General features: G+C 72.4%; 13 protein-coding genes. 10 read left to right on the forward strand and 3 right to left on the reverse strand.

Annotated elements, in window-relative coordinates; all coding sequences use genetic code 11:
- Nucleotides 1-111 precede the first annotated feature (111 nt).
- On the reverse strand, nucleotides 112-786 hold the full coding sequence (locus tag ABZ386_RS22405) for a lysophospholipid acyltransferase family protein (protein ID WP_114250997.1): 675 nt from the start codon (nucleotides 784-786) through the stop codon (nucleotides 112-114).
- A 382-nt stretch (nucleotides 787-1,168) separates the two neighbouring features.
- Here ABZ386_RS22405 and ABZ386_RS22410 point away from each other — a divergent pair, with 382 nt between their 5' ends.
- From ABZ386_RS22410 to ABZ386_RS22420, 3 genes are all read left to right on the forward strand, one after another.
- Nucleotides 1,169-2,353 carry a glycerophosphodiester phosphodiesterase gene (locus tag ABZ386_RS22410; RefSeq protein WP_358965647.1) on the forward strand — a complete coding sequence of 395 codons (1,185 nt, stop codon included), beginning with the start codon at nucleotides 1,169-1,171 and terminating at the stop codon, nucleotides 2,351-2,353.
- A gap of 111 nt (nucleotides 2,354-2,464) precedes the next feature.
- Nucleotides 2,465-2,959: a sigma-70 family RNA polymerase sigma factor gene (locus ABZ386_RS22415; RefSeq protein WP_351348701.1), complete on the forward strand. Its 495-nt coding sequence runs from the start codon at nucleotides 2,465-2,467 to the stop codon at nucleotides 2,957-2,959.
- A 57-nt stretch (nucleotides 2,960-3,016) separates the two neighbouring features.
- The gene (locus ABZ386_RS22420; protein WP_031114741.1) at nucleotides 3,017-3,514 is read left to right on the forward strand and encodes a GNAT family N-acetyltransferase; all 498 of its coding nucleotides are present in this window, start codon (nucleotides 3,017-3,019) and stop codon (nucleotides 3,512-3,514) included.
- A gap of 63 nt (nucleotides 3,515-3,577) precedes the next feature.
- Here the strand turns inward: ABZ386_RS22420 and ABZ386_RS22425 are convergent, their stop codons facing one another.
- Both ABZ386_RS22425 and ABZ386_RS22430 read right to left on the reverse strand, forming a co-directional pair.
- Complete coding sequence (locus ABZ386_RS22425; protein WP_351348698.1) at nucleotides 3,578-4,006, reverse strand: hypothetical protein; 429 nt, start codon at nucleotides 4,004-4,006, stop codon at nucleotides 3,578-3,580.
- Nucleotides 3,987-4,346 carry a hypothetical protein gene (locus tag ABZ386_RS22430; RefSeq protein WP_086603942.1) on the reverse strand — a complete coding sequence of 120 codons (360 nt, stop codon included), beginning with the start codon at nucleotides 4,344-4,346 and terminating at the stop codon, nucleotides 3,987-3,989. Before ABZ386_RS22430 ends, ABZ386_RS22425 begins: the two co-directional genes overlap by 20 nt.
- A 69-nt stretch (nucleotides 4,347-4,415) precedes the next feature.
- Here ABZ386_RS22430 and ABZ386_RS22435 point away from each other — a divergent pair, with 69 nt between their 5' ends.
- The 7 genes from ABZ386_RS22435 to cobT all read left to right on the forward strand — a co-directional run bounded on the left by ABZ386_RS22435 (nucleotide 4,416) and on the right by cobT (nucleotide 14,943).
- Complete coding sequence (locus tag ABZ386_RS22435) at nucleotides 4,416-5,066, forward strand: HAD-IA family hydrolase (protein ID WP_358965649.1); 651 nt, start codon at nucleotides 4,416-4,418, stop codon at nucleotides 5,064-5,066.
- A 383-nt stretch (nucleotides 5,067-5,449) separates the two neighbouring features.
- Complete coding sequence (locus tag ABZ386_RS22440; RefSeq protein WP_351348691.1) at nucleotides 5,450-6,484, forward strand: ATP-binding cassette domain-containing protein; 1,035 nt, start codon at nucleotides 5,450-5,452, stop codon at nucleotides 6,482-6,484.
- Entirely contained in the window at nucleotides 6,481-7,188 is a 708-nt protein-coding gene (locus ABZ386_RS22445; protein WP_351348688.1) for a methionine ABC transporter permease, read from the forward strand. Before ABZ386_RS22440 ends, ABZ386_RS22445 begins: the two co-directional genes overlap by 4 nt.
- A 62-nt stretch (nucleotides 7,189-7,250) precedes the next feature.
- Nucleotides 7,251-8,075 (forward strand): MetQ/NlpA family ABC transporter substrate-binding protein, encoded by an 825-nt coding sequence (locus ABZ386_RS22450; protein WP_356672440.1) that lies wholly within the window; start codon nucleotides 7,251-7,253, stop codon nucleotides 8,073-8,075.
- Nucleotides 8,076-8,214: 139 nt separating this feature from the next.
- Complete coding sequence (locus ABZ386_RS22455) at nucleotides 8,215-8,847, forward strand: GNAT family N-acetyltransferase (protein WP_355724586.1); 633 nt, start codon at nucleotides 8,215-8,217, stop codon at nucleotides 8,845-8,847.
- A 146-nt stretch (nucleotides 8,848-8,993) separates the two neighbouring features.
- Nucleotides 8,994-10,211, forward strand: a complete 1,218-nt coding sequence (gene cbiE, locus ABZ386_RS22460; protein WP_114250987.1) for a precorrin-6y C5,15-methyltransferase (decarboxylating) subunit CbiE — start codon at nucleotides 8,994-8,996, stop codon at nucleotides 10,209-10,211.
- Nucleotides 10,212-10,578: 367 nt separating this feature from the next.
- A complete protein-coding gene (cobT, locus tag ABZ386_RS22465) occupies nucleotides 10,579-14,943 on the forward strand; it encodes a nicotinate-nucleotide--dimethylbenzimidazole phosphoribosyltransferase (RefSeq protein WP_358965652.1) in 4,365 nt (1,454 codons plus the stop codon).
- Nucleotides 14,944-15,096: the final 153 nt, after the last annotated feature.

The raw sequence follows: 15,096 nt of genomic DNA on the forward strand, positions 1-15,096 counted from the left end.
CCGCGACGCCTGGCACGCTGCCCCAAGCTCTTCGAGCAGGGGGTACCCCCATGACGCCGCAGGGCCCGCCCTCCGGGCGAACGACGCGACTTTACGGACATCCCCCAGGGGCTACGCGGCCTCTTTCGCCTTGCTCGCGTACATGTCCACGTACTCCTGCCCGGACAACCGCATGACCTCGGCCATCACCGAGTCCGTCACGGCCCGCAGCACATAGCGGTCGCGGTCCATCCCCTCGTACCGGGAGAACTCCATCGCCTCACCGAACCGCACGGTGACCTTGCCCGGCCGGGGCAGACCCGCCCCGCCCGGCTGGAGCTTGTCCGTTCCGATCATCGCGAACGGCACCACCGGCGCACCCGTCATCAGCGTCAGCCGGGCGATACCCGTCCGGCCTCGGTACAGCCGCCCGTCGGGCGACCGCGTGCCCTCCGGGTAGATCCCGAACACGCGGCCTTCCTCCAGCACCCGCCGCCCGGTCATCAGCGCGGCGACACCGCCCCGGCCGCCGTCGCGGTCCACCGGGATCATGCCGACACCGGTGAAGAACCAGGCCATTAGCCGGCCCTTGAGCCCCTTCCCGGTCACGTACTCGTCCTTGCCGATGAAGAAGACCTGCCGGTCGCAGACCAGCGGCAGGATCATCGAGTCGATGAACGTCAGGTGGTTGCCGGCCAGGATGACCGGGCCATGCCCGGGAATGTGCTCCGCACCCTCCACCTGTGGGCGGAACATCAGGCGCATGATCGGGCCGAGCACTGCCTTGATGAGCGCGAAGCGGGACAACGGGCCCTCCGGTGTCAAGGGATGCTGTATGAGTCTGTGCAGGTGAGGACGATACTCGCGGCCCCTGGGGTCGCGCACATCGGGCACGGCGACTTCACCGAGGCCTTACGCACTGTTGACGCGTGTTTACCTGCGGTGGCGCGTCGCCGACGGCGTGTAACACGTCCGCCACGATGTGACGGACATCGCCTCCCCGCACCGGACGCGTTCCCCGAACAGCCCCACCGAATCGAACAGGATCGGACGATCCGTCAGTTCCCACCCCCTCCAGCCACTACGACATCCCACGTCACCCGCGTGTTCCGCCCGGAGTCTCCCACCCGTCATGTACGCGCCCCTACGATCGGCCCGCACTGACGAGCCGACGGCAGGGAGGCCGCTCATGGGAACGCAGGAGTCGAACGAGGAAACGGGCCGGACCGGACGGCGGGCCCTGCTCGGCGCGGCGGTGCTCGGCGCCGGCGGAGCGGTCCTCGGCATGACCGGCACGGCCAGAGCCGACGCGCCACGCCACGGCGGCGGAGACCCCCGGCACGGCGGTGGTGTGAAGAGCCTGCCCAAGCCGACGATCGTGGGCCACCGCGGGGCCAGCGGCTACCGCCCGGAGCACACCCTCGGCTCCTACCAGCTGGCCCTCGACATGGGCGCCGACATCGTCGAGGCGGGCGACCTCGTCCCGACCAAGGACGGGCACCTGGTCTGCCGCCACGAGCCGGAGATCGGCGGCACCACCGACGTGGCCGACCACCCCGAGTTCGCCGACCGCAAGAAGACCAAGCTGCTCGACGGCGTCTCCACCACCGGCTGGTTCACCGAGGACTTCACGCTCGCCGAGCTGAAGACGCTGCGGGCGATCGAGCGCATCCCGGCCAACCGCCCCCACAACACGCTCTACGACGGCCGCTGGGAGATCCCCACCTTCGAAGAGGTCCTGAAGTGGCAGGACGAGCAGAGCCGTGAGCGCGGCAAGCAGGTGTGGATCTACCCCGAACTCAAGCACCCCACCTACTTCCGCAAGCAGGGCCTCCCCCTGGAGGAGCGCGTCGCCAAGCTGCTGCGCAAGTACCGCAAGGACCGGCGTACCTCCCCGGTCATCCTGCAGTCCTTCGAGCCGACGAGCGTCGAGCGCCTCAACAAGCTCGTCGACAACCCCCTGGTCGTCCTGCTGTCCTCGGCGGACTCCCGTCCCTGGGACTTCGTCGAGACGGGCGACCCGCGCACGGTCGCGGACCTGGTCAAGCCGGCCGGCCTGCGGGAGATCGCCTCCTACGCGCAGGGCATCGGCCCCACGCTCGACCTGATCATCCCGCGCGACGCCAAGGGCAACCTCACCCGGCCGACCACGCTCGTCCAGGACGCCCACCGGGTGGGGCTGATCCTGCATCCCTGGACCCTGCGCAACGAGAATCCCTTCCTGCCCGCGAACTTCCGCAAGGGCACGGACCCGGACGCCTACGGCGACGTCTTCGGCGCGTACCGGGCGTACTTCGCGACCGGCATCGACGGCGTCTTCACCGACCAGCCCGACACCGGCCTGCTGGCCCGGGAGGACTTCCTCGCCGACTGAGCCCTGAGCCCCGTGCCGACCGAGCGTCAACACATGAGCGCACACCCTCCGGTCGAGTGAGTTCCGGCCGCCCGGGCAACCCGCCACCCGGGCGGCCGCGTCGCTCCGCATATGACGCATGACCTGGTCACCTCCCTGCGCCCGCTGCTCACCGCCGAGGCCTCCGCGGAGGCATATGCCGCCGGAGCCGAGCCGGGGGACCTGGAGCAGGCGGTCTGGCTCCGCCTGCTGGAGCGTCTCGACGCCGAGGGGCCGCCGCGGGACCCCCAGGAATGGCTCCGCCGGGCCGTCCGCTCCGAGGCCCGCCGCAGCCGCCGCACGCGCCGACTCGAACGGCCGTACGCCGTCGAACCGGCCGACGACCCCGGCCGCGACCCCGAGCAGCTCGCCCTCGCCGCCGCCCGCGGCCGCGCCCTGCGCGAGGCCGTACGCCGCCTCCCCGGCCGCTGCCCCCGGCTCATGGAGGCCCTGCTCTCGCCCGAGGACCTGACATACCGGGAAATCGCAGGGGAGTTGGGTATCTCACAGGGGAGCCTTGGTCCGGAACGTTCCAGATGCCTGGGATGTCTGCGCAGATTGCTCACCCCGGAGGTTGCGGCCCGCTGAGGACGGGGATAGGAGTGAGGGACGACAGGTGATCAGATGAGCGGGAGGCGTGCGCACATGGGCATGAGCGTGACCATCTCTGCGGCGACCGAGCAGGACGCCGAGCAGATTTTCAGGCTGCAGTACCTGTGCTTCCAGACGGAGGCTGCGCTGTACGGGAACTACCGCATCGACCCGCTCGTCCAAACCCTCGACTCGGTCCGCGAGGAGGTCGCCCGGGACTGCGTCTTCGTGGCCCGGCTCGGCGAGGAGGTCGTCGGCTCCGTCCGCGGCTCGGTCACCGAGGACGGCGCGGCCGCGATCGGCAAGCTCTGCGTCCACCCCCGCCTGCAGGGCCACGGCATCGGAGCCCGCCTCCTCCGAGCGGCCGAATCGGCCCTGGCCGACCAGCACGGCGCGACCCGCTTCCGCCTCCACACGGGCCACCGCAGCGAGGGCAACCTCCGCCTCTACCGCAAGGTGGGCTACGAAACGGTGGGCACGTCCCAGGGCGCGGACGGCATCCCCATGATCGTCCTGGAGAAGCCGGCCGGCACCTACGCGGCGACAGCGTGACGACTTAGGGGCGCGGGGAGCTGCGCGACAAGCCACATCGGGCCCGCGGCCGCCTGACGAACCTCAGGCGGCACCCTCCCGAGGCGCACCCTTCCGCAGCCAGTAGATGGCAGTCAGCGGCAGCAGCACCGGAATGAAGACGTAGCCCATCCCGAAGTCCGACCACACGGTCGCGTCCGGAAACGCAGACGGCTCGATCAACGTCCACGTCCCCACCGTCAGCACCCCCGCCAACTCGGCGACACAGCACGCCAGCGCAGCCTTCCGCGCCGTCTCCCCGCCCCGCACCAGCGAGTACGTGATGAACCCGTACACGACACCGGCCACGGCCGACAGCGAGTACGCGAGCGGCGCCCGCTCGAACTCCGTGGCGATCTGATAGGCGGAACGCGACACCGCCCCGACGACCATCACGCCGTACAGCCACACCAGCAGCGTGCCCGGCCCGCTGGTCAGCCGCCGCCGGCCCACCTCAGCCTCCCCAGATGTCATAGAGACGCACCTCCAGCACGGCCAGCACCACACCGCCCGCGGCGACCGTCACCGAGCCCCACCGGGTCCGCTCGGCCAGCGACATGAAGCCGGCCGCCGGGACACAGGCGAACGCCCCCAGCAGATACGCCACGAAGATCGTCGTGCCCTGCTCCGGCTTCTCGCCCCGCGCCAGCAGCACGATCCCCACCACCAGCTGGATCAGCGTCAGCAGCGTGACCACGGCCATCCCGATGAAGTGCCAGTCCTTCGTCGGCTGGTCACGGTAGGCCGCCCAGCCGCACCAGGCGGCGAGCAGCAGCGCGGCGACGCCGGTCACCAGCGTCAGGGCATCAAGCATGCTGCGACCTTATTACGGCCGAAAAGGCCCGATGCTTCCGCCCCTGGCCGGCACCGTAGGGTCGAGGACATGAAGATCCACGCGCAGGCCCTGCTGTTCGACAACGACGGAACCCTCGTCTCCTCCCTCACCTCGGTGGACCGCTGCTGGACGCGGTGGGCCGCGGAGTACGGGATCACCGCCGAGGAGTTCGCCCGGGTCGAGCTGCACGGCCGGCCGGCCGCCGAGATAGCCGCCGACCTGCTGCCCGCCCACGTCGTGCCGGAGGCCGTCGCGCGGATCGAGGACCTGGAGGTCGAGGACGTGCCGGGCGGCGGGGTGCACCTGCTGCCGGGGACCCGCTCCTTCCTCGACGCCCTGCCCGCCGAGCGCTGGGCCGTCGTCACCTCCGCCACCCGGCGGCTCGCCGAGGCCCGCCTCGACGCCGTCGGCATCCTGCCCAAGACGCTCGTCGCCGCCGACGACATCACCCGCGGCAAGCCCGACCCCGAGCCCTACCTGCTCGCCGCCCGCACCCTCGGCGTCGACCCCGCCCGCTGCGTGGTCTTCGAGGACGCCCCCGCGGGCCTCGCGGCCGGCCGCGCCGCCGGCATGACCACCGTGGCGTTGACCACAACCCACCAGGCCCACGAACTCCACGCCGATCTGGTCGTCGAGGACCTCTCGGCCCTGTCCGCACTGGTCACCGAGCAGGGTCTGGAGATCTCCCTGCGCGACTGACGGGAGCCCGCGGATCCCGGCCCGTGTCCACCGCTGTCCAGCATCCGGACAGCGGCGGCTTGTCAGGACCGTACGCATGTTTTACTGACGGCATGACCACGACGAGCGACCGCATCCCCGCGACCGAGGCGACCCTGACGCCCGGTGCTCGTTGTATGTGTCGAATGTGCGCCTTCTAGAGGGCCCCCGCACCACCCCCCGACTCGCGCCCCGAAGCGAGACCGCGGCCTGTCCGCACGCCCCGAGCCGTGCGTGACGCACGCCGCCCGCGCACATGTTCTCCCCGGTTCCACGCCCAGCGAGAACCGTGTCGCGTCCCTGAACGAATGCCCCTGTGTCCGGGCACACCCACGCCCGCGCACTCGACAGTGACGGAAACCCACGTGATCACCACAACGGGCCTGACCAAGGTCTACCGTTCACGCGGCCGCGAGGTCACCGCCCTGGACGGCGTCGACCTGCACGTCCGCGAAGGCGAGGTGTACGGCGTCATCGGCCAGTCCGGCGCCGGCAAGTCCTCCCTCATCCGCTGCGTCAACCTGCTCGAACGCCCCACCTCCGGCACCGTGAGCGTCGCCGGTCAGGACCTCACCGCCCTGGCCGGGCGCGGCCCGCGCGCCGGAAAGGAACTGCGCCGGGCGCGCAGCCGCATCGGCATGGTCTTCCAGCACTTCAACCTGCTGTCCTCCCGCACCGTCCAGGACAACGTCGAACTCCCGCTGGAGATCCTCGGCAAGTCCGGGCAGGAACGTTCCCGCAAGGCCCTGGAACTGCTCGACCTGGTCGGCCTCGCCGACAAGGCGGGGGCCTACCCGGCGCAGCTCTCCGGCGGCCAGAAGCAGCGCGTCGGCATCGCCCGCGCCCTCGCCGGCGACCCCAAGGTGCTGCTGTCCGACGAGGCCACCAGCGCCCTCGACCCGGAGACCACCCGCTCGATCCTGGCGCTCCTGCGCGACCTCAACCGGCAGCTCGGTCTGACCGTCCTGCTCATCACCCACGAGATGGACGTCGTGAAGTCGGTCTGCGACTCCGCCGCGCTCATGGAGAACGGCCGCATCGTCGAGTCCGGCACCGTCAGCGAACTCCTGGCCACCCCCGGCTCGGAACTGGCCGCCGCGCTGTTCCCGCTCGACGGCGAGGCCTCGGGCGAGGACCGCACCGTCGTGGACGTCACCTTCCAGGGCGAGAGCGCCACCCAGCCCGTCATCTCGCAGCTCGCCCGCACCTACAACATCGACATCTCGATCCTCGGCGCCGCCATCGACACCGTCGGCGGCCTCCAGGTCGGCCGGATGCGCATCGAACTGCCCGGCCGCTACGAGGACAACGTCGTGCCGATCGGCTTCCTGCGCGAGAAGGGCCTGCAGATCGACGTCCCGGGCCATGAGTCCGCGCTGGTGAAGGAGGGCGCCAAGTGACCTGGTCCGAGATGCGGCCGCTGCTGGAACAGGCGTGTTGGGACACGCTCTACATGGTCGGCTGGTCCACGCTCATCGCCGTCGCCGGCGGGCTCCCGCTCGGCATCCTGCTGGTCCTCACCGACCGCGGCGGCCTGCTGCAGAACCTCGCCGCCAACAAGGTCATCGGGCAGGTCGTGAACATCGCCCGCTCCCTGCCGTTCATCATCCTGATGGTCGCGCTGATGACCTTCACCCGCTGGATCACGGGCACGACCATCGGCCGCGAGGCCGCCATCGTGCCGCTCGCCGTCGGCGCCATACCGTTCTTCGCGCGCCTGGTCGAGACGGCCGTCCGCGAAGTGGACCACGGGCTCGTCGAGGCCGTGCAGGCCATGGGCGGCAACACCTGGACCGTCGTCCGCAAGGTGCTCGTCCCCGAGTCGCTGCCTTCACTGATCTCCAGCACCACCACCACGATCGTCGCCCTCATCGGCTACTCGGCCATGGCGGGCACGGTCGGCGCCGGCGGCCTCGGCGACATCGCCATCCGCTACGGCTACCAGCGCTTCGAGACCGGGCTGATGTGGATCACCGTCGCGATCCTCGCCGTCGTCATCTCCCTCATCCAGTTCGCCGGCGACTACGCGGCCCGCTCCCTGCACCGTCGCGGCGCCCACTCCGGACCCGCCCCCAAGCTGCGGCTGCTCAAAGCCGCCTCCTGAACCCCCCGTTCACCCACAACGGGGTCGCACCACTCGCAAGGCCATAAGGAAAGGCACTTTTCGTGCGTAACACCGCCAAGATCACCACCGCCGCCCTCGCCGCCGGAGCCCTCACCCTCGGGCTCGGCGCCTGCGGCGCCGGCAAGGACGCCTCCGACACCTCCGGCCCGCTGATCGTCGCCGCGAGCCCCGTCCCGCACGGCGAGATCCTCAACTACGTCAAGGACAACCTGGCGAAGAAGGAGGGCCTCGACCTGGAGGTCAAGGAGTTCACCGACTACACGTCGCAGAACCCCGCGACGCAGGACGGCTCCGTCGACGCCAACTACTTCCAGAACAAGCCGTACCTCGACGACTACAACAAGAAGAACGGCACCGACATCGTGCCCGTCGTCACGGTCCACCTGGAGCCGCTCGGCCTCTACTCCCACAAGGTCAAGAAGGCCGACGACCTGAAGAGCGGTGCGACCGTCGCCATCCCCAACGACACGGTGAACGAGGCCCGCGCCCTCAAGCTCCTCGCCGCCAACGGGCTCATCACCCTCAAGGCGGGCGTCGGCAACGAGGCGACCCCCTCCGACATCACCAAGAACCCCAAGAACCTCAAGTTCAAGGAGCTGGAGGCGGCCCAGACCCCGCGCTCCCTGGACGACGTGGACGCCGCCGTCGTCAACGGCAACTACGCCATCGAGTCCGACCTCAAGCCGTCGAAGGACGCCCTCGTCCTGGAGTCCCCGAAGAACAACCCGTACGGCAACTTCCTCGCCGTGAAGAAGGGCAACGAGGACGACCCGCGCGTGAAGAAGCTCGCCAAGCTCCTCACCTCGCCCGAGGTGAAGAAGTTCATCCAGGACAAGTACGCCGGCTCCGTGCTCCCCTCCTTCTGAGCCGCCTCCGGCACCCGCCACGGCCGGGGTCCTCCCTCTCCCGGTGGGGAGGGCCCCGTGGTGCGGATCAGTGCTTTCATGCTGCATGCTGGGCAGTTCAGCAGGCCCTGAAGGTTCACCGAAGGTTACGGAGCGGCGCATGACGAGCACCTTCCCCAACATCTCCATCAGCACGGAGCGGTTGGTCCTGCGCCCCTTCGAGGAGCCGGACATCCAGGCGTTCGCCGACATGATGAACGACGAGCTCGTCACCGCCTGGACCTCCGTCCCGCAGCCCTACACCGAGGCCCACGCCCGCGCCTGGATCACCGAACAGGCCCCCGCCGAACGGACCGAGGGCCGCGGCATCGTCTTCGCCGTCACCGAGTTCCTCACCCAGCGCCTCGTCGGCATCGTCCACCTCAAGAACACCGACTGGCGGATCCGCTCCAGCGAGATGTCCTACGTCATCGCCCCCTGGGCCCGCGGCGAGGGCTACGCCTCCGAGGCGGCGCTCGTCACCGCGCGGTGGCTCTTCGACGACCAGAAGTTCGAGCGCCTCGAACTGCGCACCGCGGCCGACAACACCGCCTCACAGCAGGTCGCCCAGAAGATCGGCTGTATCAGCGAGGGCGTCCTGCGCGGCGCCTGGATAGCGCGGACCCGGACGGACAACGACGAGTGGACCGAGATCCGCACCGACCTGATCGTCTGGAGCCTGCTCCCCGAGGACCTGGAAGGCGTCGGCGACCAGCTGCCCGGCGGCTTCACGTCCTTCGGCGACTGGAACTGACCGGAAGCCACCCGGAGGAAGACGGCGACGACGACACCGGCGCCCCCTCCGACACCTCCACCGGGTACCCTCACGGAGCCCGCCTTCGGGCGGCTGCCCCCAACGACACGCAGACGACCTGCGAAAACCCCTGGAGACTGACGACGATGGCCGACCGGGTCACGGTGATCGGCTGGGACGGTTCGCCGCTGACCGCCGCCGCGAGCGCCGCCCTCGGCGCCGCCACGCTCGTGGCCGGCGCAGCCCACCACCTGGCGCTCCCCGAGGTGCCCGCCGGCGCCGAGCGCATCCGCCTCGGCAGCGTCGCCCTCGCCGCCCGCCGCATCGCCGCCCACCGCGGCACGGCCGTCGTGCTCGCCGACGGCGACCCCGGCTTCTTCGGCGTCGTACGGACCCTGCGCGCCCCCGAGTTCGGCCTCGAGGTCGAGGTCGTCCCCGCCGTCTCCTCCGTCGCCGCGGCCTTCGCCCGCGCCGGAATGCCCTGGGACGACGCACAGGTGGTCGTCGCACACCGCCGCACCCTGCGACGCGCGGTGAACGTATGCCGCGCCCACACCAAGGTGGCCGTGCTCACCTCACCCGGCGCCGGCCCCGCCGAACTCGGCCTGCTCCTCGAGGGAGTCCACCGCTCCTTCGTCATCTGCGAGGAACTCGGCACCGAACGCGAGCGGGTCAGCGTCGTCACCTCCGACAAGGCCGCCGACCACACCTGGCGCGACCCCAACGTCGTCATCGTCCTCGGCGGCCCGGCCCGGCCGGACACGGCGGGGGAGACCGGCTGGATCGCCGGACCCGACCCGGCCGCCGGACCGCGCGGCTGGTCCCTGCCCGCCGAGGTCTACGGCGGCGACCTCGGCGAGGGCGAGACCCAGTTGCTGCGCGCCTCCCAACTCGCCCGCCTGGGCCCGCGCGTCGGCGACCTCGTGTGGGACATCGGCTGCGGCAGCGGCGCCTTCGCCGTCGAGGCCGCCCGCGCCGGCGCCGCCGTCCTCGCCGTCGACAGCGACCGGGCCGCCTGCGCCCGCACCGACGCCACCGCCCGCCGTCTCGGCGTCCAGCTCCAGATCGTGCACGGCACCGCCCCGCACGTCCTGGAGAACCTCCCCGAACCGGACGTCGTCCGCGTCGCCGGCGGGGGAGCGGCCGTCGTCTCGGCCGTCGCCGACCGGCGCCCGCAGCGCATCGTCACGCACGCCGCCACCCGCGACGCCGCCGAACTCATCGGCCGCGACCTGACGGAGCACGGCTACGGCGTCGAGTGCGCCCTGCTCCAGTCCGTCGAACTCGACACCCGGGCCTGGACGGAGAAGGAACGGAGCGTCGCGTTCCTGCTCAGCGGCGTCCTGCCGAAGCGCGGCGCCTGACCCCGCGACCGTCCCCGTGATCGGTTTGTCGTACTGCGCGCGGTAGGCTGGCCGATCGCTGCACCGCACGCGGACGCCCGGCACTTCGTCGGTCAATGTCCGGAAAACCCGCCCCTTTTGGGGTGGGTGTGGTACGGCAGAACCGGAGGACGCGCAACGTGGCGCAGTCCACAGCGGAACCCTCGCGGATCAAGCTGCCGTGAGGGTGTCACGGCCGCAACAATGCCAGTGAATGGCTTTGTCGCCTTTTCCGGGCGGGCCGCTCGTGCCGCTGGGGACGCACGCTCGTTCTTCACTGTGGGGCGGTCGGTGCGCCGTTCCGGGTGAGCTGGTCGTAGGAGCACTAACCGATGGGCGAGGGGTACGCATGACCGACACCGGCCAGGTCCCGGGCGAGGGACTGCCGGAGAACGCAGGCATGGTGGATCAGCCGGGCGCCCCCGCGCAGGGTGCGTACGCCTACCTCTCCGACAACACCGCCGAGGACGAAGACCTGCTGCTGTTGCCGGGCGCCCAGGGCGCCTGGGGCAACGAGGTCCCCCCGCCCGCGCCGGAACCGGTCGTCGAGGCCGTCCACGAGCCGGGCCCGCACGAGATCTCCGGCCGCGACAGCGGCTCGGTCGACCTCAGCGGGGTCCGCCTGCCCGACCCTCCGCCGATCCCGCCCATCACCCCGCGCCGGCCGCTGCACCTCGGCCCGCCGCTGCCCGACAGCTCCGCCAGCCCGGTCCGCTCCCTCGCCGACCGAGGCCCCGCGGACGCGCCCGTACGGCAGCCCGCGGCGCCGTCGGCCGGCCCCGAGTACCTCGACGTCCCGCGCGCCCCGGAACCGCCCTCGGCGCCGGCGACGCCCTGGGGCGCACAGGTCGCGCCCCCGGCCCAGGTGAGCGCCGGGGTGGCGCCTGCGGAAACGGTTGTTCCGGCAGCCCAGCCGGTCGGCGCGGCCCAGGCCGTGGTGGCCCGGGTGGCGCAGGAGGCCGTGCAGGGGGCTCACGCCGAGCAGCCCGCGCAGACCGCGGCGACGGCGGCCGAGCCCGCCGGCGACCAGCCGGCTGCGGCCGGGCCGGGGCAGGCCGTTCCCCCGCAGGGGGCGGCGACCGAGGACGAGGCCGCCGGTGCGACCGCCACTCCGGACGCGGGCCAGGTGCCTGCGGCCGGGGCCGGACAGAGCGAGGCGGTCGCGGGTGCCTCCGCCGGTGTGGGCGCTGCTGCGGATGCGGGCGAGGTGGCTGTGGCCGGGGCTGGACAGAGCGAGGCGGTCGCGGGTGGCCCTGCCGGTGTGGGCGCTGCTGCGGATGCGGGCCAGGTGGCTGTGGCCGGGGCCGGGCAGGGTGATGCGGTCGCGGGTGGCCCTGCCGGTGTGGGCGCTGCTGCGGATGCGGGCCAGGTGGCTGTCGCCGGGGCCGGGCAGGGTGATGCGGTCGCGGGTGGCTCCGCCGGTGTGGGCGTTGCCCCGGATGCGGGCCAGGTCGCTGCCGCTGAGGCTGAGGCCGGGGTCGTTGCCGCGCCGGATGCGGTGCCGCCGTCGGCCGCCGCGTCGGTTCCGGTCGTGGAGGGTGCCGGCCAGGACGGTGAGCCGGGACAGCCCGCCGCTGCTCCCGAGGTTCCCGGGCCCGGTGCCACCGGCGATTCCGCCGAAGGCGCCGAGCAGGTCCCGGCCGCCGACGCGGAGCAGGGCGTGACGCCCGCTCCAGCACCCGAGCCCGCACCGGCCCCGGAAGCGGTCCCGTTCCCCGAGGCTGCCACCGAGCCCGAGCAGGCTGTCGCCCAGATGCCGGAGGCGGTGCCTGCTGAGGCTGTTGCCCAGGCGCCTGAGGCTGTGGCCGCTGAGACCGTCGCCCAGGCCCCGGAGGCTGCGGCTCAGGACGCAGTCGCCCAGGCTCCTGACGCGGTGAGCCCTGACGCTGACACCCAGACACCTGACGTTGCCGCTCCGGCAGCTGACGCGGCGGCTGCTGACGCCGTCACCGAGTCACCTGCCGAGGCGGGCCCCGAGGCTGCCGCCCAGGTACCCGATGCAGCAGCCCCCGAAGCCGCCGCCCCGGCACCGGCACCGGCCGTCGCCCCGGATGCTGCGACGCCGGCCGCCAGCCCGGACGCTGCCGCACCGGCCGCCGAGCCGGAGACTGCCGTACCAGCCGTCGAGCCGGAGGCCGCCGTACCGGCTGTCTCCCCGGAGACTGCCGCACCGGCCGGACCCATGCCTGCCCCCGAGGCCGCCGCGCAGCAGCCGGATGCCGCCGGCGGCGAGGCAGCCCCCCAAACCCCCGAAGCACCTACGCCAACTGATGCCGAGGCAGCCCCGCAGTGCCCCGAGGTGACGGCTCCGCAGCCCGCCATGCCCACCTCTGAGGCGTCCGCCCCCGAAGCCCCCGCCCCGGCAGCCGAGCCCGTCGGCCCGGAAGCGGTTCCCCCGGCAGCCGAGCCGGTCACCCAGGAAGCCGCCGCTACACCAGCCGAGGCACCGACGTCGACCGAGGCACCGGCGCCCGCTGATGCACCGGCGCCCACGGAGGTGGTCGCCCCCACCGACACACCGGAGACCACCGCCCCGGCAACCCCCGACTCCCCGGCCGAAGCCCCCGCACCTGCTCAGGCCCCCGCGCCGCCCGCGCCCACCCCGGTCGCCGAGGCACCCGCCGATGCCCCCGCCGAGGCAGGGCAGGAAACACCGGCGGACGCCGCCCCGGCATCCTCCGAGGACGTCACCGTCGTACTCCCCGCCCCGACCGCGGAGGAGCACGGCGCCGGGCCGGTCCAGGGGCCGCAGCAGTCCAGGTCGGCACAGCCCGGGGCACCGGAGCCGTCGGCACAGCCCGGGGCACCCGAACCCCCGGCGCCCGTCGCCACCGTCCCGGCACCCCGGGACGGCGACGCCGGACTCGTGCAGAACGCCGACGACCTGGACACCCGGGCCGCCGATCAGGACGACCTGGCGGACCAGGACCACCACCGAGGAGAGAGCGCGGCCGCAGTGGCAGAAGCACGACAGTCCTCCGGCCCCGCCGCCCCCGGCTACGACCCCGCCGAGCGCGAGGCCGTACTGAAGGTCATGCGTGAACGCCGCGACATCCGCAACGGTTTCCGCAGCGACCCCATCCCGCACGAGGTGCTGCTCCGCGTCCTGGAGGCCGCCCACCACGCGCCCTCCGTGGGCCACTCGCAGCCCTGGGACTTCGTCGTCATCCGCTCCGCCGACACACGGCGCGCGATGCACGAACTGGCCATGCGCCAGCGCGACGCGTACGCGAAGTCCCTCCCCAAGGGCCGGGCCAAGCAGTTCAAGGAACTGAAGATCGAGGCCATCCTCGACACGCCGGTGAACATCGTCGTCACCGCCGACCCGACCCGCGGCGGCCGACACACCCTCGGCCGCCACACCCAGCCCCAGATGGCCCCGTACTCGGCCGCCCTGGCCGTGGAGAACCTCTGGCTCGCCGCCCGCGCCGAAGGCCTCGGCGTCGGCTGGGTCAGCTTCTTCGACGAGCGCGAGATGGTCCGCGCGCTCGGCCTGCCCGAGCACCTCGAAGTCATCGCCTACCTGTGCGTCGGTTACGTCGACGAGTTCCCGGACGAGCCCGAGCTGCTGCAGGCGGGCTGGTCCAAGCGCCGCCCGCTGTCCTGGGTCGTGCACGAGGAGACGTACGGCCGCCGCGCCCTTCCCGGAGAGGAACCGCACGACCTGCTCGCCGAGACCGTGGCGCAGATCCGCCCGCTGGACGCCAAGGCGCTCGGCGAGGCGTGGGAACGCCAGAAGCGCATGACCAAGCCGGCCGGAGCGCTCGGCATGCTGGAGATCATCTCCGCCCAGCTGTCGGGCCTGTCCCGCCAGTGCCCGCCGCCCATCCCGGAGCCCGCCGCCGTCGCGATCTTCGCCGGCGACCACGGTGTGCACGCGCAGGGGGTCACCCCCTGGCCGCAGGAGGTCACGGCCCAGATGGTGGCCAACTTCCTCGGCGGCGGCGCCGTCTGCAACGCCTTCGCCACCCAGGTCGGCGCCGAGGTCTGCATCGTCGACGTGGGCGTCGCCGCCGACCTCCCGGCCACCCCGGGTCTGCTGCCCCGCAAGATCCGGGGCGGCACGTCGGACATGACGACCGGCCCCGCGATGACCCGCGAGGAGGCCAAGCAGGCCATCGAGGTCGGCATCGACACCGCCCGCGATCTGGTCGCCGCCGGCAACAAGGCCCTGCTCACCGGCGAGATGGGCATCGGGAACACGACCGCGTCCGCCGCCCTGATCGCCGTCTTCACGGGAGCGGATCCGGCGGAGGTGACGGGCCGGGGCACCGGCATCAACGACGAGACCCTCGCCCGCAAGACCGAGGTCGTCCGCCGCGCCCTGGAACTCCACCAGCCGGACCCGGCCGACCCGATCGGCGTGCTCGCCGCGATCGGCGGCTTCGAACACGCTGCCATCGTCGGGCTCCTGCTCGGCGGCGCGTCCCTGCGTACGCCGGTGATCCTCGACGGCGTCAGCGCCGGCGCCGCCGCCCTGGTCGCCCGCGCGATCGCCCCGGAGGTCCTGGCCGCGTGCATCGCGGGCCACCGCAGCGCCGAGCCGGGCCACGTGGCGGCCCTCAACAAGCTGGGTCTGCGCCCCTTGGTCGACCTCGACCTCCGCCTGGGTGAGGGCACGGGCGCCCTGCTGGCCCTGCCGCTGGTCCAGAGCACGGCGAGGGCGATGCACGAGGTGGCGACGTTCGACTCGGCAGGGGTGACCGAGAAGTAGGCGCCGCGAAGTCCGTGGGAGGCCGCCGCGGGGCGGCACGCCTCCCACGGACCACGCCCCGGCGGACGGCCAGAGCGCTCAGCTACTGGACCACCCGGCCCACCCTGCCGCCCGCCCATTAAAATCCGCACGTCAGGGCCACCGCACCGCCGT

Source organism: Streptomyces sp. NPDC006140, assembly GCF_040628815.1.
In the GTDB taxonomy this organism is placed as follows: domain Bacteria; phylum Actinomycetota; class Actinomycetes; order Streptomycetales; family Streptomycetaceae; genus Streptomyces.

What these genes read in the sequence shown, in the direction of transcription:
- ABZ386_RS22415 (WP_351348701.1), top strand. Translation starts at nt 2,465, where the DNA reads ATGACGCATGACCTGGTCACCTCCCTGCGCCCGCTGCTCACCGCCGAG.
- cbiE (WP_114250987.1), top strand. Translation starts at nt 8,994, where the DNA reads ATGGCCGACCGGGTCACGGTGATCGGCTGGGACGGTTCGCCGCTGACC.
- ABZ386_RS22420 (WP_031114741.1), top strand. Translation starts at nt 3,017, where the DNA reads ATGGGCATGAGCGTGACCATCTCTGCGGCGACCGAGCAGGACGCCGAG.
- cobT (WP_358965652.1), top strand. Translation starts at nt 10,579, where the DNA reads ATGACCGACACCGGCCAGGTCCCGGGCGAGGGACTGCCGGAGAACGCA.
- ABZ386_RS22435 (WP_358965649.1), top strand. Translation starts at nt 4,416, where the DNA reads ATGAAGATCCACGCGCAGGCCCTGCTGTTCGACAACGACGGAACCCTC.
- ABZ386_RS22455 (WP_355724586.1), top strand. Translation starts at nt 8,215, where the DNA reads ATGACGAGCACCTTCCCCAACATCTCCATCAGCACGGAGCGGTTGGTC.
- ABZ386_RS22430 (WP_086603942.1), bottom strand. Translation starts at nt 4,346, where the DNA reads ATGCTTGATGCCCTGACGCTGGTGACCGGCGTCGCCGCGCTGCTGCTC.
- ABZ386_RS22410 (WP_358965647.1), top strand. Translation starts at nt 1,169, where the DNA reads ATGGGAACGCAGGAGTCGAACGAGGAAACGGGCCGGACCGGACGGCGG.
- ABZ386_RS22425 (WP_351348698.1), bottom strand. Translation starts at nt 4,006, where the DNA reads ATGACATCTGGGGAGGCTGAGGTGGGCCGGCGGCGGCTGACCAGCGGG.